The 23,617-nt window shown below is 63.4% G+C and carries 18 protein-coding genes and 2 tRNA genes; 13 read left to right on the forward strand and 7 right to left on the reverse strand.

Going from position 1 to position 23,617, the window contains the following annotated elements:
* Positions 1-63: 63 nt before the first annotated feature.
* The 4 genes from HDC29_RS17125 to HDC29_RS17140 all read left to right on the forward strand — a co-directional run bounded on the left by HDC29_RS17125 (position 64) and on the right by HDC29_RS17140 (position 4,897).
* Positions 64-3,408 carry a TM0106 family RecB-like putative nuclease gene (locus tag HDC29_RS17125; protein ID WP_179499506.1) on the forward strand — a complete coding sequence of 1,115 codons (3,345 nt, stop codon included), beginning with the start codon at positions 64-66 and terminating at the stop codon, positions 3,406-3,408.
* 68 nt (positions 3,409-3,476) lie between these two features.
* Positions 3,477-3,788: a hypothetical protein gene (locus tag HDC29_RS17130; RefSeq protein ID WP_179499507.1), complete on the forward strand. Its 312-nt coding sequence runs from the start codon at positions 3,477-3,479 to the stop codon at positions 3,786-3,788.
* Positions 3,789-3,851: 63 nt separating this feature from the next.
* Complete coding sequence (locus HDC29_RS17135) at positions 3,852-4,616, forward strand: DUF1883 domain-containing protein (RefSeq protein ID WP_179499508.1); 765 nt, start codon at positions 3,852-3,854, stop codon at positions 4,614-4,616.
* Positions 4,617-4,723: 107 nt separating this feature from the next.
* Positions 4,724-4,897 carry a hypothetical protein gene (locus HDC29_RS17140; RefSeq protein WP_171008617.1) on the forward strand — a complete coding sequence of 58 codons (174 nt, stop codon included), beginning with the start codon at positions 4,724-4,726 and terminating at the stop codon, positions 4,895-4,897.
* A gap of 248 nt (positions 4,898-5,145) precedes the next feature.
* On the opposite strand, the gene HDC29_RS17145 is transcribed toward HDC29_RS17140, so the two are convergent.
* Positions 5,146-7,155 (reverse strand): hypothetical protein, encoded by a 2,010-nt coding sequence (locus HDC29_RS17145; protein ID WP_257018351.1) that lies wholly within the window; start codon positions 7,153-7,155, stop codon positions 5,146-5,148.
* Between the two features lie 133 nt (positions 7,156-7,288).
* Here HDC29_RS17145 and HDC29_RS17150 point away from each other — a divergent pair.
* Positions 7,289-7,364 (forward strand) — tRNA-Thr (locus HDC29_RS17150).
* Between the two features lie 85 nt (positions 7,365-7,449).
* Here the strand turns inward: HDC29_RS17150 and HDC29_RS17155 are convergent.
* The 3 genes from HDC29_RS17155 to HDC29_RS17165 form a co-directional block, all read right to left on the reverse strand.
* Entirely contained in the window at positions 7,450-7,827 is a 378-nt protein-coding gene (locus tag HDC29_RS17155; RefSeq protein ID WP_373562829.1) for an MbcA/ParS/Xre antitoxin family protein, read from the reverse strand.
* A gap of 2 nt (positions 7,828-7,829) precedes the next feature.
* On the reverse strand, positions 7,830-9,047 hold the full coding sequence (locus tag HDC29_RS17160; protein WP_179499509.1) for an integrase arm-type DNA-binding domain-containing protein: 1,218 nt from the start codon (positions 9,045-9,047) through the stop codon (positions 7,830-7,832).
* 222 nt (positions 9,048-9,269) lie between these two features.
* Positions 9,270-9,356: transfer RNA gene (locus tag HDC29_RS17165), tRNA-Leu, on the reverse strand.
* Positions 9,357-9,557: 201 nt separating this feature from the next.
* On the opposite strand from HDC29_RS17165, the gene HDC29_RS17170 reads away from it, so the two are divergent.
* The 7 genes from HDC29_RS17170 (at position 9,558) to HDC29_RS17200 (ending at position 19,965) form a co-directional block, all read left to right on the forward strand.
* Positions 9,558-10,496 (forward strand): complex I NDUFA9 subunit family protein, encoded by a 939-nt coding sequence (locus HDC29_RS17170; protein WP_179499510.1) that lies wholly within the window; start codon positions 9,558-9,560, stop codon positions 10,494-10,496.
* Positions 10,496-11,296, forward strand: coding sequence for an undecaprenyl-diphosphate phosphatase (locus HDC29_RS17175; RefSeq protein WP_179499511.1), 801 nt, complete (start codon positions 10,496-10,498; stop codon positions 11,294-11,296). Before HDC29_RS17170 ends, HDC29_RS17175 begins: the two co-directional genes overlap by 1 nt.
* Before the next feature lie 159 nt (positions 11,297-11,455).
* A complete protein-coding gene (locus HDC29_RS17180) occupies positions 11,456-12,898 on the forward strand; it encodes an NAD(P)-dependent oxidoreductase (protein WP_179499512.1) in 1,443 nt (480 codons plus the stop codon).
* On the forward strand, positions 12,895-14,085 hold the full coding sequence (locus tag HDC29_RS17185) for a DUF2059 domain-containing protein (protein WP_179499513.1): 1,191 nt from the start codon (positions 12,895-12,897) through the stop codon (positions 14,083-14,085). The genes HDC29_RS17180 and HDC29_RS17185 overlap by 4 nt, the downstream gene beginning before the upstream one ends.
* 21 nt (positions 14,086-14,106) lie before the next feature.
* On the forward strand, positions 14,107-18,636 hold the full coding sequence (gltB, locus tag HDC29_RS17190) for a glutamate synthase large subunit (RefSeq protein WP_179499514.1): 4,530 nt from the start codon (positions 14,107-14,109) through the stop codon (positions 18,634-18,636).
* A gap of 154 nt (positions 18,637-18,790) precedes the next feature.
* Positions 18,791-19,216, forward strand: coding sequence for a hypothetical protein (locus HDC29_RS17195; protein WP_179499515.1), 426 nt, complete (start codon positions 18,791-18,793; stop codon positions 19,214-19,216).
* A 77-nt stretch (positions 19,217-19,293) separates the two neighbouring features.
* On the forward strand, positions 19,294-19,965 hold the full coding sequence (locus HDC29_RS17200) for a glutathione S-transferase family protein (protein WP_137754256.1): 672 nt from the start codon (positions 19,294-19,296) through the stop codon (positions 19,963-19,965).
* A gap of 120 nt (positions 19,966-20,085) precedes the next feature.
* Here the strand turns inward: HDC29_RS17200 and HDC29_RS17205 are convergent, their stop codons facing one another.
* Together HDC29_RS17205 and ubiG are read right to left on the reverse strand one after the other, a co-directional pair.
* On the reverse strand, positions 20,086-20,679 hold the full coding sequence (locus HDC29_RS17205; protein WP_179499516.1) for a YdeI/OmpD-associated family protein: 594 nt from the start codon (positions 20,677-20,679) through the stop codon (positions 20,086-20,088).
* A complete protein-coding gene (ubiG, locus tag HDC29_RS17210; protein WP_179499517.1) occupies positions 20,676-21,401 on the reverse strand; it encodes a bifunctional 2-polyprenyl-6-hydroxyphenol methylase/3-demethylubiquinol 3-O-methyltransferase UbiG in 726 nt (241 codons plus the stop codon). The genes HDC29_RS17205 and ubiG overlap by 4 nt, the downstream gene beginning before the upstream one ends.
* Before the next feature lie 159 nt (positions 21,402-21,560).
* Here ubiG and HDC29_RS17215 point away from each other — a divergent pair, with 159 nt between their 5' ends.
* Complete coding sequence (locus HDC29_RS17215; protein WP_179499518.1) at positions 21,561-22,808, forward strand: aspartate kinase; 1,248 nt, start codon at positions 21,561-21,563, stop codon at positions 22,806-22,808.
* Between the two features lie 2 nt (positions 22,809-22,810).
* Here the strand turns inward: HDC29_RS17215 and HDC29_RS17220 are convergent, their stop codons facing one another.
* Positions 22,811-23,395: an inner membrane-spanning protein YciB gene (locus tag HDC29_RS17220; RefSeq protein WP_179499519.1), complete on the reverse strand. Its 585-nt coding sequence runs from the start codon at positions 23,393-23,395 to the stop codon at positions 22,811-22,813.
* Positions 23,396-23,617 lie beyond the last annotated feature (222 nt).

Raw genomic sequence — 23,617 nt, forward strand, 5'->3', positions numbered from 1 at the left:
ATATCCATTTCGGCGAAAGAATCACGACCGTCGGGATATGGGAGCGAAACGGAGGGGAAGTTCATGCGACTGATCGATGGCGGGCTGCGACTTTCAGCCTCCGATCTTATGCGTTTCAAGGGCTGCAGGCACGCCACAGCGCTCGACCTCAGGCGAATCGAGAAGGGCGACATCACGCCTGGAACTGACAGCGAGGAAGCGCTGCTTCTTCAGCGCCAAGGAGACGCCCACGAAGCCGCTTTTCTCGTATCGCTGCGCGACGCAGGACGTGGCGTCACGGAAATCGCCAAAGACGGGATTTCTCTCGAAACGGCAGTTGAGCACACGCGCGCGGCAATGGCGGCGGGCGCCGAAGTGATCTTCCAAGGCGCATTTCTTGGCGATGCATGGGGCGGATATTCAGATTTTCTGGAGCGCGTCGATCGACCTTCGCAGTTAGGAAACTGGTCTTACGAGGTCGTCGACACAAAGCTTAAACGGTCGCCCGACCCCAAGCATGTCCTTCAGCTGGCGCTCTACTCCGACCTTCTCGCTGAAATGCAGGTCGCTCCGCCCGAACGCGCGCATCTTGAACTCGGAAACGGCGAGCGCTTCTCGATCCGGCTCGACGATGTGTCAGCCTACGCCCGTCAGGCGCGTCGCAGTTTTGAGAACTTTATTGCCGAACGGCCGCCAACTCGGCCCGAGCCGGTTACTGCCTGCGCTCAATGTCTGTGGAGCGACCATTGCAAGGCGGAATGGGATCGAACCGACAGTCTCGCGCTCGTTTCCGGTATCAGCCGCAGTCAACGCGACAAGCTGGAAGCGGCGGGCATCGCAACACTCGGCGCCCTCGCTGCGCACGAAGGACGAGTACCTCGGCTCGCTCCGGAAACACAAGATCGACTGCAGACCCAGGCGGCGCTGCAAGCCGCGCGCCGCGCTGGCGGATCGCCCGCCTTCTCATTGCGCCCTTATGAAGCAGGCCGGGGTTTCGCGCTGCTTCCCGAAGCTGATGACGGAGATATCTTCTACGACATTGAGGGCGACCCCTATCACCCCGGCGGCCTCGAATATCTCCACGGGCTGTGGTTGCACGATGAAGGAGAATGGTGCTTTCGCGCCTTTTGGGCGCACGATCGCGCTGCCGAGGGGGGCGTGGTAGAGGAATTGCTGGCATTTCTCTCGGAACACATGCGGCGCCACCCGCATGCCCATGTCTATCATTATGCCAATTACGAGATCGCTGCGCTGCGTCGGCTGACAACAATGCATCGTGTCGGCGAAGCGGCCATGGACCAGTTGCAGCGCGAACGACGTTTCGTGGATCTCTTCAAAGTCGTCTCCGGCGCTCTGATCGCATCAGAACCCGGCTATTCGATCAAGAATCTCGAAGCCTTCTATATGGAGGCCCGTGAGGGCGATGTCGCAACCGCAGGCGCAAGCGTCGTCTATTACGAGAAATGGCGCGACGGTGGGGACGACAGCTTGCTGGCGCAGATAGAGGAATATAATCGCACGGACTGCGTCTCGACACAGTTGCTGCGTGACTGGCTGGTCGAGGCAGTGCGACCTGCCGGCCTCTCCTGGCCGCTGCTCGCGCCTGACGCCCGTCCGGACGGTGGGCAGAGAATCGATGACGATGCAGCTGCAATGGCGGCGCGTTACGATGCCTTCGGTCCGGCGCGCGAGCGACTTGGCATCGAATCCGCCGACCTGCTCTTCGATATCAATTACTTTCATGAACGCGAGGACAAGCCCAAATATTGGGCTATCTTCGACAGATTGGCACAAGACAGCGAAGTGCTGGTCGATGACCTCGATTGCGTTTTTGGCCTCGAGGCGACCGGACCAGCGATCACCGTCAAGCAGTCGACCGAGCGCGATTATTTCTTTCCACCGCAAGAGACGAAGCTTCGGGCGGGCAAGCGTCCCTGCATCAAGCCCGCGACCCTCCCCGAAAGCGTCTTGCTCGTCGCTATCGACCCCGAGGCCGGGACAGCGACGCTTCGACGTGGCAAGAAGTCGGGCGACCTCCCCGATCGGCTCGACCTTCTGCCCGAGCGCCCTCTTAAGAACAGTGTCATGCGCGACGCAATCGCTGCTGTGTCCGACGGACTGATCGCGAACGACGGTCGCCACCGTGCGATCGAGCATCTTCTCACCCGAACAACGCCGCAATTTCATGATGGCCCCCGCACCGCGATAATTCCCGAAGGTGGCGACCTCGTCATCGAAACGAGCAGAGCGATTGCGGCCATGGACGAAACGACGCTCGCCATTCAAGGCCCGCCCGGGACGGGAAAGACCTTCGTCAGCGCGTGGGCTATCGTCGACCTGATCGCCGCAGGCAAACGGATCGCAATTTCATCGCAAAGCCATAAGGCGATCGAGAATCTTCTCACGGCGATCGCCGAGCGCGCCGAAGCTCTAGGGCAACGACCACTGCTCGTGCACAAGGCAGGCGATGATGACGATGAAGGTCAGCATCATCCGCTGATCACAATCGTCTCGGACAATGATGCGCCCGAGATCGCCGCAGCCGATGTCGTCGGAGGAACGGCTTGGCACTTTGCCCGCTATGGCACGCCGGCTTACGACTATCTCTTTATCGACGAAGCTGGGCAGGTTTCGTTCGCCAACGTGGTCGCGATGTCGCGCGCCGCGCGCAACATCGTTTTGGTAGGCGATCCAATGCAGCTGCCTCAACCAATTCAAGGCGCGCATCCTGGACGGAGCGGCGAATCGGCGCTCGAATATCTTCTTGATGGGGCCCGCATCGTCCCTGCCACTCACGGCATTTTCATGCCGGAGAGCCGCCGCATGCACCCTGCCGTCTGCACCTTCATCTCGAAGGCAGTCTATGAAGATCGACTCGGAAGCCACTCGAGCACCGCTTGCCAGTCGATCAGCAGGCCAGGAGAAACACCCGTCCTGGGCGCCCGTTTCAGTCCAGTGAGACATGAGGGCTGTTCGCAGGTTTGCGCGGAAGAGATTACAGCGATAGCGACGAAAATAGAGGATCTCGTCGGCAGCAACTATGTCGACCGCGAGGGTGTCAGCCGCCCGCTTGCCAGGGAGGATTTCCTTGTCGTCGCTCCCTATAACGCGCAGGTAAATGCGCTGAAATCGGCACTACCGGACATTCGGATCGGCACCGTCGACAAGTTCCAGGGCCAAGAAGCGCCTGTATGTCTCATCTCGATGACCACATCGAGCGCCGACGAGCTGCCTCGCGACATCGCCTTCCTTTTCTCGCTCAACCGGATCAATGTCGCGGTTTCCCGCGCACAGGTTTTGGCGGTGCTCTTCGCAAGCCCGCGCCTCCTTGATGTACCTTGCCGAACGATCCGCGATATGGCCCTCGTCAACACGCTTTGTCTCCTAGCCGAGCATAGTGCCTCATTGGACGCACCTTTGCCCAAATAGGGGCGACCATTTTTGTCACCCCCCTGATCCATGGTGAACTCGTCAGGATCGAATCGGAGGATGACAGCATGAAATTTGGGAACTCTCAGGACATCGGGCGCCATATCGTCGACATCGACGGTTGCCTGAAGGCCACTGATCTCGGGTCGCTCGGCCCCAGTGACATCATTGCGCTGCACGGCGGCTTACCCGCCGATGCGTTGATTGCGCTCGAAATCTACGACGAAGTCGTCCCGCTGGGCGCAGGTGATCGGGTGGCGCTTAACGAAAGCAGTGTTGCCTTTTTCCGCAGCTTTCCCTGCGGACAGGCCATGGCTCGTCATCCGGGTCGCCTGCGCAACGACGCTGGCTTGCGGGGCGCACCCAGGCTCGCAGCCTGAGCCTGCCTGCTTCTTCCTCAATTTTGCCGATTTGGCGCCTCTCCAGAAAGTAAAGGACGATAGATGAACTTCCTCCAGTTCGACCTTGGCCAGCGCCGCGCCGGCGAGATCGTGGAAGTCACGCTGACCAGTGGCGCCAACGTGCGGCTGATGAGCAGCTCTGACTTTTCCAATTATCGCAATGGCCGACGGCACCGCTATATCGGGGGCCTCGCGCGTCAGTCACCGCTTCGGTTGCAGATTCCGAACGGTGGTCGCTGGTATGTGGCGGTGGACATGCAGGGTCTTCGGGGCAGCACGCGCGCTTCGGTCCGCACCCTGCCGGGCACTTTGCCCGAAATTCGCGAAGCCCCCCTGTCCTCGGTGCCGAGTCTCGTTCGCGAGCAACCGCCGGCGCTTGCAGATGGAGACGAAGCCTATGACGTTTTCATCTCCCACGCGTCTGAAGACAAAGACAGCATCGTTCGCGCGCTCGCCGAAGCACTGATAAGTCGCGGCCTCAAGGTTTGGTACGATGAGTTCACGCTCCGCATCGGCGATAGCCTTCGCCAGAAGATCGACAAGGGACTCTCGCGGAGCCGTGTTGGGCTCGTCGTCCTTTCTCCGGCTTTTGTAGCCAAGGGGTGGACCAATTACGAACTCGACGGAATCGTCACGCGCACAGTTTCGGGTGAACAGATTCTCCTGCCCATCTGGCACGACATCACCAAGCAAGCAGTGATCGATTTTAGCCCCTCGCTGGCCGACAAGGTTGCGCGGAGCACCGCCACGCACACCGTGGACGATATTGCGACCGAAATCGCCGAATTGCTCACAGAATCACGATGACGGCGGACGACGGCAGCGGACGCCCCACAAAATTGCGTCAGTCTTTCGGCTGAGCGCTCACCTACCCAAGGCTTCGAACCGCCCTATCGGGTTACAAAGGAGGAAATATGAGCAAGACACTCAAGCCAGGTCAGACGGCACCGCGTTCCGGCCAGTATGAGCAGGTCGGTCCGCGCGGCGGCGGCACTGGCAAGGAGCGTACCGTTACGCGCGGCGAACCCATGCCGCCGACGCCCAAGCCTGGAATGGGCTATCGTCTGGTCGACAAGACCAAGCATTAGCCCCAGCCGCGAAATCGAGGCGAACGGGGACTGGACGAGATCCTAACCGTAACCAGCGCTTGGAAACGAGGATAGCAAGCGCTGGCGAAGTTCATATCCGGCCTGATCCAGGACATTCAGACCTCGACTCGCAAGCACCCTTGGAGCGGCTCGCCGAGCCGCTCCTTTTTACTGGTCCAGAATATTTTTCGCTGAATCCTGAGGCGCCAATCTTGCCGTCAGATGTTCGCGTCAGAGCCTAAATCTCGCTAGATTTGCCAAGCCTCATTGAGCACTACCGCTGCCAAAGCCGATTTGTCGTGGGGAAAAAATCGGCCATAATGCTTCGCGACGATTTCTGGGCTATCCTGAATGGCGTAGCCCGCCTGCTCGTATGAGCCGGTCTTCTTCAGAACGTGCGTCGCCAGCACGTCACGCACATTGTGCGGGCCATGAGGGAGCAAGCCCTTTATCGCGCCTTGGCCGGTATAAGGATTAAAGATGCCATAGCGCTGGATCGCGAGGCGCCACGCATCGTAGAATCCGACCTGACTATATGCAGCATCTTTCGTGGTCAGCTTGGCCGATTTCACAAAGAAGGTCTTCGGATCGTCGGCGCCGCCGAGCAATATCTGCCGGTCGCGCCGGAGATACAGATCGATGAACTCGTAGAGCCGCCCGAGATCGGGCAAGAGCAATCGATAAGGCTTCCGGCCGAAAAAGGACGATGACGCATTTTTGAACGCGACGGCGGGAATGAAGACTTCCCAGCCGCCCGATAGATCATTCCATCGAAGCTCCCCGCATTTCAGCTTCTCGAGTTGCTTCTCGCTGCTGTGCCGCCCGCCCCGAACACAGAATCGAAGCTGGCGAAGATTCTTCTGACGAAGACCGAGATGCAAGCCAAAGCGCAGCATGAGAAAGGCGCGCGCCGCCTCGGCAGCGGCTTTTGGATGACGCCGCGCACTCGGCATCCGCACCAATATTTCCTCGGTGATCTTGCGATATTCGCCGACTGGGCTCTCAGCCTCGAGGATGGGCAATATCGGTTCGAACGGATCGCGATGGACCTTGGCTACGCGTTGAACATCCTTCTTCCGGTTCAGGGCATAGATGATGAAGCGGTCGCAGACCGCATCCCAATCCTTACAAGCTTCGTCGATCTCATCCGCCGAAATCAGGTCATCGACCGGTCGCAGCGCGTCCGCAAGGTCTGGATGCTGCCGCATCCAACCCGTCTTTTCGCGCGCAAGCGAGAGCGCGAAGTCGAGCATATTGACCTCCCAACTCGTATAGAACCCGCGGCGCTCCTCGCGCCAGTGGAGATACCAGTCCCAGACCGACGGGAAGAGCAGCATCGCGAGGCACAGGCGATCGGCGGGGACGCCAAAGCCGCGAACATCGCCATGCGGCGGCGAGCAAATAGCGCCGAACATAAGTCCGACATGTTCCAATTTCTGCGACGCCGTTTCCTCCCCCCACATACCCTGGCGAAGCAGGCCCGATGGCGCGAGCGTGGACGTTTTGAACGCAATGAGACTGTGGACTTCATCCCGAAGATGAAGTGGCGCATCACGGCAGCCAGCCATGTTCCCGTCGGTCGCGCCGGCATGGACCGAAGAATTGTCCGAGAATCGGAGCGAGAAGCGCTGCTGCGTCGCTTCCCGCTGGAAGCGGCGATACTCTGTCGCGCCCTCGATAATGACGGAACGCACCCACGCCAGTATTTCCTCACGCTCGCGTTTGGGCCGCTTGGAGAAATCGCCCGGAAGGTGCCAGGCGAGTTTCCGCCGCTCAGAAGCCGTTAGCGCCGCAATGGCGGGCCGCGCGGTGGCACGCCCAGTCCGATCGAGTTTCGCCTGAAAGTAGCCCTCGGGGAGGCGGTAGCGACGCTCTATTCTGCTCAGGACCGCGAGGCTTTCGATTGTGCCCGGCGCCTTTACGCCGGTCGCCCACGTCTGGATCGTCTTGCGATCGGTCTTGTCGCCCGGGCCGATAATGGCGCGGTGGAGATGATTGCAGCTGTCGCCGTGCCGGCGCATGTGCAACGCAAGCGCTTCGGGAAAGGAGGGTGGATCGACCCATTCTTCTCCCGATACTTCGGGGAATTCGACAATCGCCTTCGGTTTCGGGCCGCGCTTCTTTTTCGGATGGCCAGCGAGGTCCGCGCTCTCGGCTATGGGAGCGAGCAGCGGGCGTTCCGCCAAAATGGTGGGCACTTTCAATAAACTCCTGCATTGGGTGTGGGGCGGCGCCCGATGGCAGAAGCTTCCTTTCAAATGGCAAACGGCTGGATCGCTCTCACAATCGCTGCGGATTGCAGCGCCCAAACACCCTCGGCAGTTCGCCGCCGGGAAACTGCGCTACGACGCTTGTCTTCGCGCCGACACGCTGGTAGAGGCGCCCCTCGTTGCCGCTTTAGCTCAGTTGGTAGAGCACATCATTCGTAATGATGGGGTCACAGGTTCGAGTCCTGTAAGCGGCACCATCGACCCCATAATTCAATGACTTAGGCCGGATTTCTTTTTCCTGAAGCCGTTGTTTACGGTCGTTTGGCGCCGCCTGAATCAGGACTATACCCTCCTCATCTCCACATAGGAGAGTAGCTCGCGTAAGCCGCGCTCGGTCCTACCAAGATCGATCGGTCGTCCGCCCAGATCCATATTCTCGGTTTGAAGCCAGGCCATGGCGGACCGGTCATCGCCAATCAGCACAGCCAGTTCCTGAAACAGCCGCACGAGATATTGACCGGCCCGGAAGGCCGGGTCCGGTCGAGCAAGTCGGAATGTCCCGGCACGCAGGTCCGCTGCGCGACTGCCCGCGATGCCGAGCATCTCTCCAAGCAAGTCGTCATCGATGCTCCAGAGCGCAGCAACGCGCGCCACAGCCTCGGACAATACGCGGCTCTGCGCTTCCGGTGATGCCTCCATCATCTCATCTTTCCGCTCCACGGTCAGTCCTCCAGCAAGGCAGAGATCGCAGCTTCGTCATCGCTGCGCAGCGCATCCAGATAGTCGCTCCACCATTGATGCATCCGCACGCGCTCTTCCCAATAGGGCGTTCGGTTATAGATGCGGCGGATCTGATTGCCGTCGGCGTGCGCGAGTGATCGCTCGATGGCATCGGGATTCCACTTGCCGCACTGGTTGAGAAGCGAAGAGGCGGTCGCGCGAAAGCCGTGAGACGTCAAATCCCGCGGCCCATAGCCCATTCGGCGGTAGGCCGCATTCATCGTATTCTCGCTGAGCGGTCGCTTCCATGTGTGGAACGCCGGAAAGACATAATCCTCGCCGCCGACATAGGGCCGCAGCTCTTCCAACAGGGCGACCACCTGCCGCGACAGCGGGACATAGTGGGGCCGCCGCATCTTCATGCGCTCCGGCGGGACAGTCCAGACGGCCTTCTCGAAATCGAACTCGGCCCAGCGCGCGAGCCGAAGCTCGCCGGGCCTCGCCATGACGTGCGGCAATATCTTGCAGGCGAGCAAGGTGATCGGATAGCCCGAATATCCGTCCAGCGCGCGAAGGAACCCGCCGACCTCTTCCGGCTCGACGAGCGCGGCGTGGTGCTTCGGCCTCGGTGCAATCAGCGCACCGCGCAGAAGCGTTGTCGGATCGGAGTCCGCGCGCCCCGAGGCCGCAGCATAGCGGAACACACGGCTCGCAAAGGAACGGCAGCGACGCGCCGTCTCGAAGTGCCCCTGCGCCTCGATCTTCTTGAGCACGGCAAAGAGATCGACGGCCTGCAGGTCCGCGATGGGCGTGCCGGCGATCGGCCGAAGCTTTTCGAGAAGCCACTTCGTTTTCTCGATCGTTGCTTCGCTCCGGCCTTCCTTGGTGACCATCTCGATATATTCCTCGGCGAGATCGCCGAAACAATTCGAGGCCTTGAACTTGCCGACGAGCTTGTGACGCTTCCGCTCCGCGAGCGGATCGGTGCCCTCATGGATTTTCAGCTTGGCCTCGTCGCGCTTGCGCCGGGCTTCGGCGAGGCCAACATCCGGATAGGCGCCAAGCGCAATGCGCTTCTGCTTTCCATGCATCGTGTATTTGAAACGCCAAAGGCGCGCACCGGTCGGGTGCACCTCGATATAGAGGCTATGGGCATCGGAGACTTTGTAGACGCGATCCCGCGGCTTGAGGGACCTGATTTGAACATCGCTAAGAGGCACGGCTCAACTCCTTTAAAAGGGTTAGGACCGGCACCAATCACAGCGCTCGAGGCGAACGGGCCATCGAGCAAAACTCACTCCAGAAAAGACGGGCCATTATGGCTTTTTTGATGGCCCGTTTTGGGGTGAGATTGTGTGAGACACCCTCGGACAATTCGGAACAAAACCCACGGAAAACTAACATATTTCCGGGATTTTGTCGATTGCCCTGAGAAGGGTAAATGGTGCCCAGAAGAGGACTCGAACCTCCACGACCTTGCGATCGCCAGCACCTGAAGCTGGTGCGTCTACCAATTCCGCCATCTGGGCACGGGGTAGGAGCGGGCGCTTAGCGGCGCGGCCATCGGCTTGTCAACCGCGTCGCGGGGGCCGACGTGCATTTTATCGCAAAGCCGTGGGTTTTGCGTCATAATGCCGCCGTCGCCCCTTGCCCCCCTCCCCGCTTCGCGGCATGGGGAAGCCCCTCGGCGCACCCCACGCCATCCAGAGAATCGATACAGGCGGATGCAAATGCAGAAACTCGACGGGCAATTGATCACGGTGCTGGGCGGCGGCGGCTTCCTTGGCCGTTATGTCGTGCAGCGGCTGCTCGCGCGCGGTGCCCGTGTCCGCGTCGCACAGCGCGCCCCCCGCGCCGCGACCTTCCTGAAGCCGCTCGGCGGGCTCGGCCAGACGCAGTTCGTCGCATGCGACGTGCGCAACCCCGCGAGCGTCGCGCGCGCCGTGCAGGGCAGCGACGCGGTGATCAACCTCGTCGGCGCCTTCGGCGACATGCAGGCCGTGCAGGCCGACGGCGCGGGCCATGTCGCGGCGGCGGCCAAGGCGGCGGGCGCCGCTGCGCTCGTCCATATCTCGGCGATCGGCGCCGACCGCGAAAGCGCCTCGGCCTATGGCCGCAGCAAGGGCGATGGCGAAGCCGCGGTGCGCGCGGCCTTTGCCGAGGCCGCGATCCTGCGCCCCTCGATCGTCTTCGGCCGCGAGGACCATTTCATCAACCGCTTCGCAACGATGATGCGCGTGGCACCCATCGTCCCGGTGATCGCCCCGCGAGCGAAATTCCAGCCGATTTACGTCGGCGACGTCGCCGACGCGGTCGTCGCGGCGCTGAGCGGCGACGCCGCAGGCAAGACCTATGAGCTTGGCGGGCCGCAGCAGTTCACCATGGCCGAACTGCTCCGCTGGATCGCGGGTGCGACCGGCCGCTCGCCCTTGTTCGTCGATGTGCCCGACTTCGTCGCCTCGGCGCTCGCCAGCGGCCTCGGCTGGGCGCCCGGCGCACCGATCACCAAGGACCAATGGCTGATGCTCCAGCATGACAATATCGTCGCCGATGGGGCGGCCGGCCTTGCGCAGCTCGGCATCACGCCGACATCGCTGGGGTCGGTTGCCGACGGCTGGCTCGTCCAATATCGCCGCCACGGCCGCTTCGCCGAGCTCGCCTCGCGATAATGGGTATCTGGCTGACCGCAATCATCCTCGGCATCGTCGAGGGTCTGACCGAGTTTTTGCCCGTCTCCTCGACGGGGCATCTGATCCTTGCGACCGAGCTGCTCGGCTATGACGCCGCGCGCTGGGCGATTTTCAACATCGCCATCCAGCCCGGCGCGATCCTCGCGATCGTCGTGCTGTACCGCAAGCTGTTCTGGGACATGTTCACCGGTTTCTTCCGGCGCGACCCGGTCGCGATCGCCTTCGTGCGCAACCTGCTGCTCGCTTTCTTCCCGGCGGTCGTCCTCGGGCTGGCCTTCGGCGATTATATCGAGCTGCTGCTGGAAAATGCCGTGGTGGTCGCCTGGGCATTGATCATCGGCGGCTTTGCGATCCTGCTCGTCGAGCGCTTCGCCAAGACCCGCGATGTCGGCGGCGTCGCCAATCTATCCGCGCGGCAGTCGGTCCTCGTCGGGCTCGTCCAGTGCATCGCGATGATACCGGGCGTGAGCCGCTCGGGCGCAACGATCCTTGGCGCGATGTCGTTCGGCGTCGACCGCAAGACCGCGGCCGAATTCAGCTTCTTCCTCGCGCTCCCGACGCTCACCGGCGCGACCGTGCTCCAGCTGTTCAAGCATCGCGACGCGATCACCTCGAACGACCTCGGCCTGATTGCGGTCGGATCGCTCGTCTCGTTCGTCGTCGCCTGGGCGGTGATCAAGGCCTTCCTCGCCGTTGTCACGCGTTATGGCTTTGCGCCCTTCGCCTGGTACCGAATCGTCGTCGGGGTCGCGGCGCTGATCTGGCTTGGCATGAGATAGGTCCGTAACGGGACTAATTGACGAAAGATAATTGCGCAGACCTGTTGGGAAGCAAATTTGCCTCTCGATTTAGGTTGGTAATATTGTCCTATCATGCAATTCGCCCGTGACAGGGCTTTGGTAGCCATGCAAATCCCCGGCCAACGAAGGGGATATTGCATGGCTTCCGAACGCATGCTCCAGTTTGTGGGGCGTGAACAATCCTATCCGGACAAGCGCTCGCCCGAGGAACGCGCGCGCGACTTCCACGAGATCGCCGAGCGCTACGCGGCGCCCGACGCCGACGCGCAGGCGGCGCGCTGCTCGCAATGCGGCGTGCCCTATTGCTCGGTGCACTGTCCGCTCCACAATCATATTCCCGACTGGCTGCGCCTGACCGCCGAGGGGCGGCTGCGCGAGGCCTATGAGCTTTCGAACGCGACCTCGACGATGCCCGAGATCTGCGGCCGCATCTGCCCGCAGGATCGCCTTTGCGAGGGCAATTGCGTGATCGAGTTTTCGGGGCATGGCGCAGTGACGATCGGCAGCGTCGAGAAATATATCACCGACACCGCCTGGGCCGAGGGCTGGGTCGAGCCGCTGCACCCCGGCGCCGCGACCGGCCAGTCGGTCGGCGTCATCGGCGCGGGCCCGGCGGGGCTGACGGCGGCCGAATATCTGCGTGTCGCGGGGCATGAAGTGCATGTCTATGACCGCCACGACCGCGCGGGCGGCCTCCTCACCTATGGCATTCCCGGTTTCAAGCTGGAGAAGGATGTCGTGATGCGCCGCATCGAGCGGCTCGAGCAAGGCGGCATCCAGTTCCATCTGGGCTTCGCGGTCGGCGAGGATGCGACGCTCGACGCGCTGCGCCAGAAGCATGACGCGATCCTGATCGCGACCGGCGTGTACAAAGCGCGCGAGATCAACGTCCCGGGCAACGAGGCCGCAGGCGTGATCGCGGCGCTCGACTATCTGATCGCGTCGAACCGCAAGAGCTTTGGCGACGAGGTTCCGGCGTTCGACGACGGCCGCCTCGACGCCAAGGGCAAGCATGTCGTCGTCATCGGCGGCGGCGACACCGCGATGGACTGCGTCCGCACCGCGGTGCGGCAGGGGGCAAAATCGGTGAAATGCCTCTATCGCCGCGACCGCGAGAATATGCCGGGGTCGCAGCGCGAGGTGACCAACGCCGAGGAGGAAGGCGTCGACTTCGTCTGGCTCTCGGCCCCCGAAAGCTTCACCGCGGACAAGCATGTCAAGCAAGTCGCGGTCGCGGGAATGCGCCTCGGCGCGCCCGACGCGAGCGGCCGCCGCAGCCCCGAGGCCGATCCGGGCCGCAAGTTCGACGTTCCCGCCGACATGGTGATCAAGGCATTGGGCTTCGATCCCGAGGAACTGCCGCACCTGTTCGGCGCGCCCGACCTGTCGGTCACGCGCTGGGGCACGCTGCGCGTCGATCATCAGACGATGATGACCAGCCTGCCGGGTGTCTTTGCAGCGGGCGACATCGTGCGCGGGGCGAGCCTGGTCGTCTGGGGCATTCGCGACGGCCGCGATGTCAGCGAACAGATGGCAAAGTGGTTGAAGGCGAAGGCGAAAAGCGAAAAGAAGGCGGCATGACCAACAGGGGAAGGAATTTCATGATGCCGTCGTTCAAATCGATCCTGCTTGCCGGTGCCGTTGCGATGCTGCCGCTGGGCGCGCCCGTCCATGCCGCGCCGGAAGAGGCGCCGGTTGCGGAGGTCGTCGCGGCACCCGCCGAGGATGAAACCGCCGCGCCGTTCGACAGCGAGGCCGCCGCCGCCGAGGCAAAGGCCAAGATGCAGAAGGAAATGGATGAGGCGATCGCGCTCATCGAAAAGATGTTCGACACGAGCGACCTGCCGCCGATCGACCCCGCGCGCCTGACGCTCGCGCAGCGGACGACCGCCGCGCTGATCCCGAACGGCAGCATCGAGAAGATGGTCGACAATCTTTACGGCAAGATGTTCAAGACGATCATGGGCGAGTTCGGCGGTCAGTCCGACCTGCTGCTCTCGATCAAGACCGGTGTCGAAACCGAACAGATCGCCGCGCTCGACGAAGCGACCAAAGGCAAGGTCGCCGATATGTTCGACCCGCACCGCAAGGAGCGCGACGAGCAGATCACACGGGTGATCAAGCCGCTGATCAGCGAGGCGCTCGCCGACATGGAACCGCCGATGCGCGACGGCCTCGCCAAGGCCTATGCGCGCAAGTTCACCGGCGCGCAGCTTGCCGACCTCAACGCTTTCCTCGCGACGCCGACGGGCAATCTCTATGCCGGCGAATGGATGGCGCTGCAGGCCGATCCCGAAGTGATGGTCGCGGTTATCAAGGCCGTTCCGCCGCTGGTCACCAAATTCATCGACCGCGCACCCGAGATCGAGAAGGATCTGAAGGAACTGCCGAAGGAAAAGCAGCTTTCCGACTTCGACGACAAGCAGCTCGGCACGCTCGCCAAGCTGATGAAAGTCGATGTGAGCGTGCTGAAGGAACAGCGCGACATGTGGGCCAGCGACACGATGGAGGCGACCGACGCGGTCGCGGTCGATGCGGCCGACGATTATGCGGTCGATGCCGCGGCAGATGCAGCCGACGCGGGAAGCTACGCCGCCGATGCGGCGGCAGCGGCGGTCGACGATCCCGCCTATGACCGCAGCAATTGGTCGGCGGCGGACCTGAAACGTGTCGAGGACCTCGAGCTCGCATATGAGAATGCTTCGATCGCCGCGCAGCAGGCCGCCGAGGAAGCGGCCGAGAATGCGCGCAAGAAGCTGCCCGATTAAGAACATTCCGTCAGGACGAAGATGATGACCCACTACCCCACCCCCGATCACGCGCGGCTTGCAGCCGAAGGCATGTATCGCCCGGACATGGAATCCGACGCCTGCGGCGTCGGCATGGTCGCGGCGACCGACGGCAAGGCCTCGCGCCGCGTCGTCGAGGCGGCGATCGAAGCCTTGCGGGCGGTCTGGCACCGCGGCGCGGTCGATGCCGACGGCAAGACCGGGGATGGGGCGGGCATCCATGTCGACCTGCCCGTCCGCTTCTTCGACGATGCGATCGCGGCGTCGGGGCACAAGGTGCTTCCGAACCGCCTCGCCGTCGGCATGATCTTCCTGCCGCGCACCGACCTCAATGCCCAGGAGGAATGCCGCACGATCGTCGAGGCCGAGATCATCGACGCGGGCTTCACCATCTATGGCTGGCGCCAGGTGCCCGTCGACGTCTCGGTCATCGGCGACAAGGCGCAGCGCACGCGCCCCGAGATCGAACAGATCATGATCGCCGGACCGCTGCCCGAGGAACAGTCGATCGATGAGTTCGAAAAGCAGCTTTACCTCGTCCGCCGCCGCATCGAGAAAAAGGTGATCGCGGCGCAGGTTGCCGATTTCTATATCTGCAGCCTGTCGGCGCGCTCGATCATCTACAAGGGGCTGTTCCTCGCCGAGAGCCTCGCCGATTTCTATCCCGACCTCACGAACAAGCTGTTCGAAAGCCGCGTCGCGATCTTCCACCAGCGCTATTCGACCAACACCTTCCCGCAATGGTGGCTCGCGCAGCCGTTCCGTTGCCTCGCGCACAATGGCGAGATCAACACGATCCGCGGCAACAAGAACTGGATGAAGAGCCACGAGATCAAGATGGCGAGCCTCGCCTTTGGCGAGCATAGCGAAGACATCAAGCCGGTGATCCCCGCGGGCGCATCGGACACCGCCGCGCTCGACGCGGTGTTCGAGGCGCTGTGTCGCGCCGGCCGCGATGCGCCGACCGCCAAACTGATCCTCGTTCCCGAAGCGTGGACGAACGAAAACGACGTTCCCGACAACCATCGCGCGATGTATAGCTATCTCGCCAGCGTCATGGAGCCGTGGGACGGCCCCGCCGCGCTCGCAATGACCGACGGCCGCTGGGCGGTCGCGGGCATGGACCGCAACGCGCTCCGCCCGTTGCGCTACACGCTGACCGCCGACAATCTGCTCGTCGTCGGTTCCGAAAGCGGCATGGTCCTGCTGCCCGAAGCGAGCGTGCGCAAGAAAGGCCGCCTTGGCCCGGGCCAGATGATCGCGGTCGATCTCGACCAGGGCACGCTTTATGAAGATCTCGCGATCAAGGACAAGATCGCCGACGCGCAGGATTATCCCTCGCGCGTCAAGGGCTTCCGCACGATGAGCGACCTGCCCAAGGGCGGCAAGTCGACGCTGCCGCAATGGGATCGCCAGGAACTGCTCCGCCGTCAGGTTGCGGCGGGGCTGACCATGGAGGATATGGAGCTGATCCTGTCGCCGATGGTCGAGGATGCGAAGGAAGCGATCGGGTCGATGGGCGACGATACGCCGCTTGCGGTCATCTCCGACAAGCCGCGCCATGTCGCGCAATTCTTCCGCCAGAATTTCAGCCAGGTCACCAACCCGCCGATCGACAGTCTGCGCGAACGGCATGTGATGAGCCTGAAGACGCGCTTCGCGAACCTCGCGAACATCCTCGACGAGAAAGGTCAGAGCGATCACGTTCTCGTGATCGACAGCCCCGTGCTCGTCGGCGACGACTGGGATCGCCTCCGCGCCTATTTCGGCGATGCCGTCGCCGACATCGACTGCACCTTTGCCGCAGGTGGCGACGCATCGACGCTGCGCGAGGCGATCGCGCGCGTCCGCCGCGAAGCCGAGGACGCGGTGCGCGCGGGGCGCAGCGAACTCTTCCTGACCGACCAGAATATCGGTGAGGGCCGCGTCGGCGTGGCGATGGTGCTCGCCGCCGCCGCCGTCCACACGCATCTCGTGCGCAAGGGACTGCGCAGCTACGCGTCGATCAACGTGCGTTCGGCCGAGGTGCTCGACACGCATGCGTTCGCCGTGCTCGTCGGCGTTGGCGCGACGACAGTCCACGCCTATCTCGCCGAAGCCGCGATCGCCGATCGCCAGTCGCGCGGCCTGTTCGGCGCGTTGACGCTCGACGAATGCCGCCAGCGTTTCCGCAAGGCGATCGACGACGGCCTGCTCAAGATTCTCGCCAAGATGGGGATCGCGGTGATCTCCTCCTATCGCGGCGGCTATAATTTCGAGGCGGTCGGACTGTCGCGCGCGCTCGTCAACGACCTCTTTCCGGGGATGCCGGCAAAGATTTCGGGCGAAGGCTATCAGTCGCTGTTCATCAACGCGACCGACAAGCATTGCGCCGCGTTCGACAGCCGCGTCACCACCCTGCCCATCGGTGGCTTCTACCGCCAGCGCGCGGGGGGCGAGGCGCATGCCTATTCGGCGCAGCTGATGCACCTGCTGCAGACCGCGGTCGCGACCGACAGTTATTCGACCTATCTGCAATTCGCGCGCGGGGTGGCCGATCTGCCGCCGATTTACCTCCGCGATCTGATGGAGTTCAACTATCCGGCGCAGGGCGTCGCGCTCGACAGCGTCGAGGCGATCACCGAAATCCGCAAGCGCTTCGTCACGCCCGGCATGTCCCTGGGCGCGCTGTCACCCGAGGCGCACGAGACGCTGGCGATCGCGATGAACCGCATCGGGGCGAAGGCCGTATCGGGCGAAGGCGGCGAGGCGAGCGAACGCTACAAACCCTATGCCAATGGCGACAACGCCAACAGCAACATCAAGCAGATCGCGAGCGGCCGCTTCGGCGTCACCGCCGAATATCTCGGCGCGTGCGACGAGATCGAGATCAAGGTCGCACAGGGCGCCAAGCCCGGCGAAGGCGGTCAGCTTCCTGGCTTCAAGGTTACCGAGTTCATCGCACGGCTGCGCCACGCGACGCCGGGCGTGACACTCATCTCGCCGCCGCCGCACCACGACATCTATTCGATCGAGGATCTGGCGCAGCTCATCTACGACCTCAAGCAGATCAATCCGAAGGCGCGCGTTTGCGTGAAGCTCGTCAGTTCGGCGGGCATCGGGACCGTCGCTGCGGGGGTCGCCAAGGCCCACGCCGATGTGATCCTCGTCGCGGGCAACACCGGCGGCACTGGCGCCTCGCCCCAGACCAGCGTCAAATATGCCGGCACGCCGTGGGAGATGGGCCTGAGCGAAGTCAATCAGGTGCTGACGCTCAACGGCCTGCGCCACCGCATCCGTCTCCGCACCGACGGCGGGCTCAAGACCGGGCGCGATATCGTGATCGCGGCGATTCTCGGCGCCGAAGAATTCGGCATCGGCACGCTCAGCCTCGTCGCCATGGGCTGCATCATGGTGCGCCAGTGCCATTCGAACACCTGCCCGGTCGGCGTCTGCACGCAGGATGAGAAACTACGCCAGAAATTCACCGGCTCGCCCGAGAAGGTGATCAACCTGATGACCTTCATCGCCGAGGAAGTGCGCGAGATCCTCGCCAAGCTGGGGGTCACGAGCCTCGACGAGGTGATCGGCCGCACCGAGCTGCTGCGCCAGGTCAGCCGCGGCGCCGAGCATCTCGACGACCTCGACCTCAACCCGATCCTCGCCAAGGTCGACGCGCCCGACGACCAGCGCCGGTCGCAGGGACCGAACTTCCGCAACGCGGTGCCCGACAGTCTCGACGCGCAGATATTGGGCGACGCGAAGCCGCTGTTCGAGCGCGGCGAACGCATGCAGCTCACCTATAACGTCCGCAACACGCACCGCGCCGTCGGCACGCGCCTGTCGGCCGAGGTCACCGCGCGCTTCGGGATGAAGGGGCTCGCCGACAATCATGTTCAGGTGCGCCTCCGCGGCACGGCCGGCCAATCGCTCGGCGCCTTCCTGTGTCAGGGAATCACGCTCGAAGTGTTCGGCGACGCGAACGACTATGTCGGCAAGGGCCTGTCGGGCGGCCGCATCATCGTGCGCCCCACGGTGTCGAGCCCGCTGGTCAGCCAGCATAACAGCATCGTCGGCAACACCGTGCTCTATGGCGCGACCGCGGGCACGCTGCTCGCGGCGGGCCAGGCAGGCGAGCGCTTTGCGGTCCGCAACTCGGGCGCGAAGGTCGTCGTCGAAGGCTGCGGCGCCAACGGCTGCGAATATATGACCGGGGGCACTGCGGTGATCCTCGGTCCCGTGGGATCGAACTTCGGCGCGGGCATGACCGGCGGCATGGCCTTCATCCTCGACACCGACGATCAGTTCGAACGCCGCGCCAATCCCGAATCGATCGTCTGGCAGCGGCTCGCGAGCATCCATTGGGAGACGGTGCTCAAGGATCTGGTCGAGGAGCATGGCAAGGCGACGGGCAGCAAATGGTCGGCCGAAGTCCTCGCCGACTGGGACCGCTGGCGGGGCCGTTTCTGGCAGGTATGCCCCAAGGAAATGCTCAGCCGCCTGACCCATTCGCTGAACGAGGAAGAGGTCGAGGTCGTCGCGGCAGAGTAAACAAATCCTCCCTGTGGCGAAGCCATGGGGAGGATATTTATCGCGCCAGCATCGCAACTTGTCTCAAGCGTCTCTTACGTTCACGCCAGCGAAAGCGTATGGCCTGTAAGGACACCCCACGCTGATCCCCCTCGTCCTTTGAAAGGATGGAGCCATGACCCGTATTGCCCTGATCGCCCTCCCCCTGTTCGCGTGCGCCGCGCCATTGCCCGCGGCCGCCAGCGAAATGAACGATACCGTCGCGACGCTGAACGATCCGGTGGCGCAGGACCGGATGGCCGAAACGATCACCGCGATGGTCGGCGCGCTGATGCAGATGCAGGTCGGCCCGCTCGCGAAAGCCGTTGCGCAGATCGACCCCGAATCCGACGCCGCCTATATTCCGCCCGATGCGACGCTCGGCGAAGTGACGGGGCGCGATCCCTATTATGCCGAACGCATGGGCGACGACGTCCGCGCGACCACGCGCATGGCAGGTCATGCCGCATCGGCTATCGCGGCTTATGCCCCCGTCCTCAAGGATATGGCGCGCGACCTTGCCGCCCAGTGGGAACGCGAACGCGAAGCGGCGCGCCGCTGACGCTTAATCCACGATCGACCGCCCGCCGCACGCCATAGCCGTTGCGCGGGCTGCCCCGCTGCCGCTATGCCGGAGCCATGTGGCAACTCTATCAATTCCCGCTCTGTCCCTTTTCGCGCAAGGTTCGTCTTTTGCTGGGCGAAAAGGGCGTCGGATATGAATTGGTGCGCGAATCGCCGTGGGAACGCCGCGACGAATTCATCGACCTGAATCCGGCCGGCCGCACCCCGGTGATGGTCGATCAGGCGCGCGGGCAGGTGCTGATGGACAGCATGGCGATCGCCGAATATTTCGAGGAAACCGTCGAAGGCAAGGCGATGATCAACGGCACCGCCGCCAACCGCGCCGAGATCCGCCGGCTGACCGCCTGGTTCGACCATGATTTTTATTATGAAGTCACCGGACCCTTGCTCTTCGAACGGATGCAGAAGCGCATCGTCCACCGCCAGCCGCCCGACGGCGGCGCGCTGCGCGAGGCGATGAAGGCGGCGAACAACCATCTCGATTATGTCGACTATCTCATCGACCACCGCACCTGGCTCGCCGGCGCGACGATGAGCCTCGCCGACCTGACCGCCGCCGCGCATATCTCGGTCGCCGATTATCTCGGCGGCATCGACTGGACGGGGCACGAACAGACCAAGGGCTGGTATTCGGGGTTGAAGTCGCGCCCCAGTTTCCGCCCGCTGCTGGCCGAACGGATGGAGATCGTGACGCCGCCGAAATATTATGAGGATGTCGATTTTTAGGGCAGACGGACCCCAAAAATCCGTTCGTGCTGAGCTTGTCGAAGCACCGCCCTTCCTTCCTTTGGACGTGAAAAGAAAGAACGGCCCTTCGGCAAGCTCAGGGCAAGCGGTTTTGAGGCGCTAGCACCCCTTGTATTTCCAGTTCCGGTCCTTGCCCTCGGCAACCTGCGCGACGATCGTTTCAATGCGCTTCACCCGCGTTTCCTCGCGCTTCGCCTCGAGCACCCATTCGATATAATCGCGCCGCTTGCCCGGCGAGAAGACATCCCAATGGCCCTGCGCAGCGGCATCGGCCTTGAGCGCCGCGCCGAGATCATCCGGCAAATCAAGCGCCGGCCTGGGCTTCGGTGGCGGGCGCTTCGGTTTCCCTTCGCCACAGAGCGCCGCGGCTTTCGCAATATAGGCCGCCATCATCTTGTCGGCGGGCAGGTCGGCCAGCGACGCCAGCCGCCCCATGCTGCCCATAGCGCCGGTATCGCGCGGCGATCCCGTGACTTCCTCGTCGCGCCAGAAACCGAAGGTCGCATGTTCCTTGAACGCCGCCATGCCCGCCAGATTCTGCCCATTCAGCACGAAATGCGGCACGCCCCATTTCAGCGTTTCCTCAGCGCCCGGGGCATGGGTGTGCACGAGCTCGCGCAGATGGTTCAGGATCGGCTGCGCGAAGGGCTGCCGCTTCGCGATATAGGCATCGACGCGCGGGTCGCGGCTCACCCCGCGTGTCTCGCCGCGACCAGATAGTTGAGCGCCTCGCTGCCGCCGAGCTTGAAGCCCTTGGCCGCGGACGGCGACAGGCCGGTGCGGTCGACGACCTCGATCCCCGCGCCTTCGAGCAGCTTCGTCAGTTCCTCGGGCTTCAGGAACTGATCCCAGTCGTGCGTCCCGCGCGGCACCGCGCCGACGCGCTCGGCGGCTTCGACGAGCAGAAGCTTCGACAGCATCGTGCGGTTCGGGGTCGAGAGGATCATCAGCCCGCCGGGCGCAAGCCGCGCCGCAAGCTCGCCAATGAACGCGGCGGGATCGGTAACATGCTCGACAACTTCCATCGAAGTCACGAGGTCGAACTTTGCCGGGGGAAGCGCAGCGAGTTCGCCCGCAAAATAGTCGATCGGGAGCCCCTGCCCAGCCGAATGCTCGCGCGCCGCCGCGATATTCTCCGGCGCCGCATCGACGCCCGTGACCCTTGCGCCCATGCGCGCGAGCGGTTCGGCGAGCAGCCCCGCACCGCATCCGACATCGATCGCGCTCCGCCCCGCGAGCGCGTGACGTTCGCGCGCATCGACATGCCAATGCGCATCGATCCGGTCGCGAATATAGGCCAGCCGCACCGGATTGAGCTTGTGCAGCATGGCCGACGATCCGTGCGGGTCCCACCAGTCGGCGGCGAGCGCTCCGAAATGGGCGGCTTCGTGCGGGTTGATCGTCGCGGCACTCATGCCCGCGATGTGGCACCGTGCCTCACGCCATGCAAGAAATTCTATCGCGTGCGCGTGTTCGCGCGCTTGCCATCGCCCTCCCCCTTCCGTAACGACGCGGGCGCCGCGGAAATGCTTGGAAAAGTTGCGGCTGAAACCAGATCAGGAAAGCGGGGCGACATGGCGCGGATCGTGATGAAATTCGGGGGCACGTCGATGGCGGGCACCGAGCGGATTCGCACCGTGGCGAAACTTGTCGCCCGCGAAGTGGCGAATGGCAACGAAGTCGCGGTCGTCGTCTCCGCCATGGCGGGCGAGACCGACCGGCTCGTCAATTTCTGCCGCGAGGCGAACCCGCGCTACGACCCCGCCGAATATGACGTCGTCGTCGCGGCGGGCGAGCAAGTGACCTCGGGCCTGCTCGCGCTCACGCTGCAGGCGATGGGTGTCCCCGCGCGCAGCTGGCTCGGCTGGCAGCTGCCGATCCGCACCGAGGAGGCGCACGCCCGCGCGCGCATCGTCGACATCGACACCGGCGCGCTGACCGCCGCGATGGCACGCGGCGAGGTCGCGGTGATCCCCGGTTTCCAGGGCATGATGGACGACGGCCGCCTCGCGACGCTCGGCCGTGGCGGGTCGGACACCAGCGCGGTCGCCGTGGCGGCGGCGGTGAAGGCCGACCGCTGCGACATCTACACCGACGTCGACGGCGTCTACACCACCGACCCGCGCATCGTCGCGCGCGCGCGCAAGCTCGACTATGTCACCTATGAGGAAATGCTCGAGCTCGCGAGCGTCGGCGCCAAGGTGCTCCAGACGCGCTCGGTCGGGCTCGCGATGAAGATGGGCGTGCGCGTGCAGGTCCTATCGAGCTTCGTCGAGGGCGACGAGGCTCCAAAAAAAGGCACGATGATCGTCAGCGACGAGGAAATAGAGGAACATCAGATGGAACGGCAGCTGATCACCGGCATCGCCCACGACAAGAATGAAGCGAAGATCATCGTCACGCGCGTCCCCGACAAGCCCGGTGCGGTCGCCAACATCTTCGGCCCGCTCGCCGCGGCGGGGATCAACGTCGATATGATCATCCAGAATGTCGGCCGCGAAAAGGGCGAGACCGACGTGACCTTCACCGTTCCCGCCACCGACCTGCTGCGTTCGATCGACCTGCTCGAAGGTGCGAAGGACAAGATCGGCTTCAACCGCATCATCAGCGACGACAAGGTCGCGAAGATCAGTGTCGTCGGCGTGGGCATGAAAAGTCACGCCGGGGTCGCGAGCACGATGTTCCGTGCGCTTGCGGACCGGGGTATCAACATCCAGGCGATCTCGACCAGCGAGATCAAGGTCAGCGTTCTGATCGACGAGGACGAAACCGAACTCGCGGTGCGCGTGCTGCACACCGCTTACGGGCTCGACGCCGACTGACCCTATTCGGCAGCGAGCGGCTTCAGCTCGCTGCCCGCGCGGCGGCGCAGCCGTGCCTGCGTGATGACATGCACCACCGCGATGTGGATTGCGAACAGGCCGAATTTCGACGCCAGCGGGAAAATCCCGATGAACAGCGGCCACCATTGGGTGAAGAACAGCGCGATGACGAGATTGAGCCCCGCGCTTGTGAACATCAGCGCCGCCCAGATCATGCCGAAACGGTCCATCACGTCACCGACGATCGCCAGTTGCTCGGGCGGGATGTAACGGTTGAGCCACCCCTTGCGCAGCATCACGGTGCCGACGATCAGATAGACGATCGTCGGCTTCGCCATCACGAAGCGCGGATCGCCGGTGAAAAGCGTCGCCGCCGCCGTGAAGAGCACCGAGGCAAGGCTGATCCACTGCAGCGCCGCGACCTTGTGCCCACGCGCGAGTTCATAGCCGACGACCGCGATCGCCACGATCGAGCCGGCGACCGTGGCGGCGACGATTCCGGCACCCACGGCCAGCAAAACCGCAAAAACGATGATGCCGAGCGAGTCGAACAGCATCGGGCCGATGGCGTAAAACAGCGTCCGCATGGTGCATCCTCTTTTTCCGCGAATCAATGTTGTCGTCGTAAACATTGCCCATCGCGAACCATGCAGTCAAGGCTAAATTTACATTGTTAACATTGCCCGCGATGAAAGGTGCCACACGAACGGCCGCCTGCGGCCGGAGGTTGCCGATGGAGATGTGTGCCCCGGCGAAGGCCGGGGTCCAGAAAGAGGACGCTAACCCGGCATATTCCCGCACTGGGGCCC

The organism is Sphingopyxis sp. JAI108 (assembly GCF_013410105.1).
Classification (GTDB): Bacteria; Pseudomonadota; Alphaproteobacteria; order Sphingomonadales; family Sphingomonadaceae; genus Sphingopyxis; species Sphingopyxis chilensis.

Coding starts and splice junctions, on each gene's coding strand:
- HDC29_RS17125 (WP_179499506.1), top strand. CDS start 64: ATGCGACTGATCGATGGCGGGCTGCGACTTTCAGCCTCCGATCTTATG.
- HDC29_RS17130 (WP_179499507.1), top strand. CDS start 3,477: ATGAAATTTGGGAACTCTCAGGACATCGGGCGCCATATCGTCGACATC.
- HDC29_RS17135 (WP_179499508.1), top strand. CDS start 3,852: ATGAACTTCCTCCAGTTCGACCTTGGCCAGCGCCGCGCCGGCGAGATC.
- HDC29_RS17140 (WP_171008617.1), top strand. CDS start 4,724: ATGAGCAAGACACTCAAGCCAGGTCAGACGGCACCGCGTTCCGGCCAG.
- HDC29_RS17170 (WP_179499510.1), top strand. CDS start 9,558: ATGCAGAAACTCGACGGGCAATTGATCACGGTGCTGGGCGGCGGCGGC.
- HDC29_RS17175 (WP_179499511.1), top strand. CDS start 10,496: ATGGGTATCTGGCTGACCGCAATCATCCTCGGCATCGTCGAGGGTCTG.
- HDC29_RS17180 (WP_179499512.1), top strand. CDS start 11,456: ATGGCTTCCGAACGCATGCTCCAGTTTGTGGGGCGTGAACAATCCTAT.
- HDC29_RS17185 (WP_179499513.1), top strand. CDS start 12,895: ATGACCAACAGGGGAAGGAATTTCATGATGCCGTCGTTCAAATCGATC.
- gltB (WP_179499514.1), top strand. CDS start 14,107: ATGATGACCCACTACCCCACCCCCGATCACGCGCGGCTTGCAGCCGAA.
- HDC29_RS17195 (WP_179499515.1), top strand. CDS start 18,791: ATGACCCGTATTGCCCTGATCGCCCTCCCCCTGTTCGCGTGCGCCGCG.
- HDC29_RS17200 (WP_137754256.1), top strand. CDS start 19,294: ATGTGGCAACTCTATCAATTCCCGCTCTGTCCCTTTTCGCGCAAGGTT.
- ubiG (WP_179499517.1), bottom strand. CDS start 21,401: ATGAGTGCCGCGACGATCAACCCGCACGAAGCCGCCCATTTCGGAGCG.
- HDC29_RS17215 (WP_179499518.1), top strand. CDS start 21,561: ATGGCGCGGATCGTGATGAAATTCGGGGGCACGTCGATGGCGGGCACC.
- HDC29_RS17220 (WP_179499519.1), bottom strand. CDS start 23,395: ATGCGGACGCTGTTTTACGCCATCGGCCCGATGCTGTTCGACTCGCTC.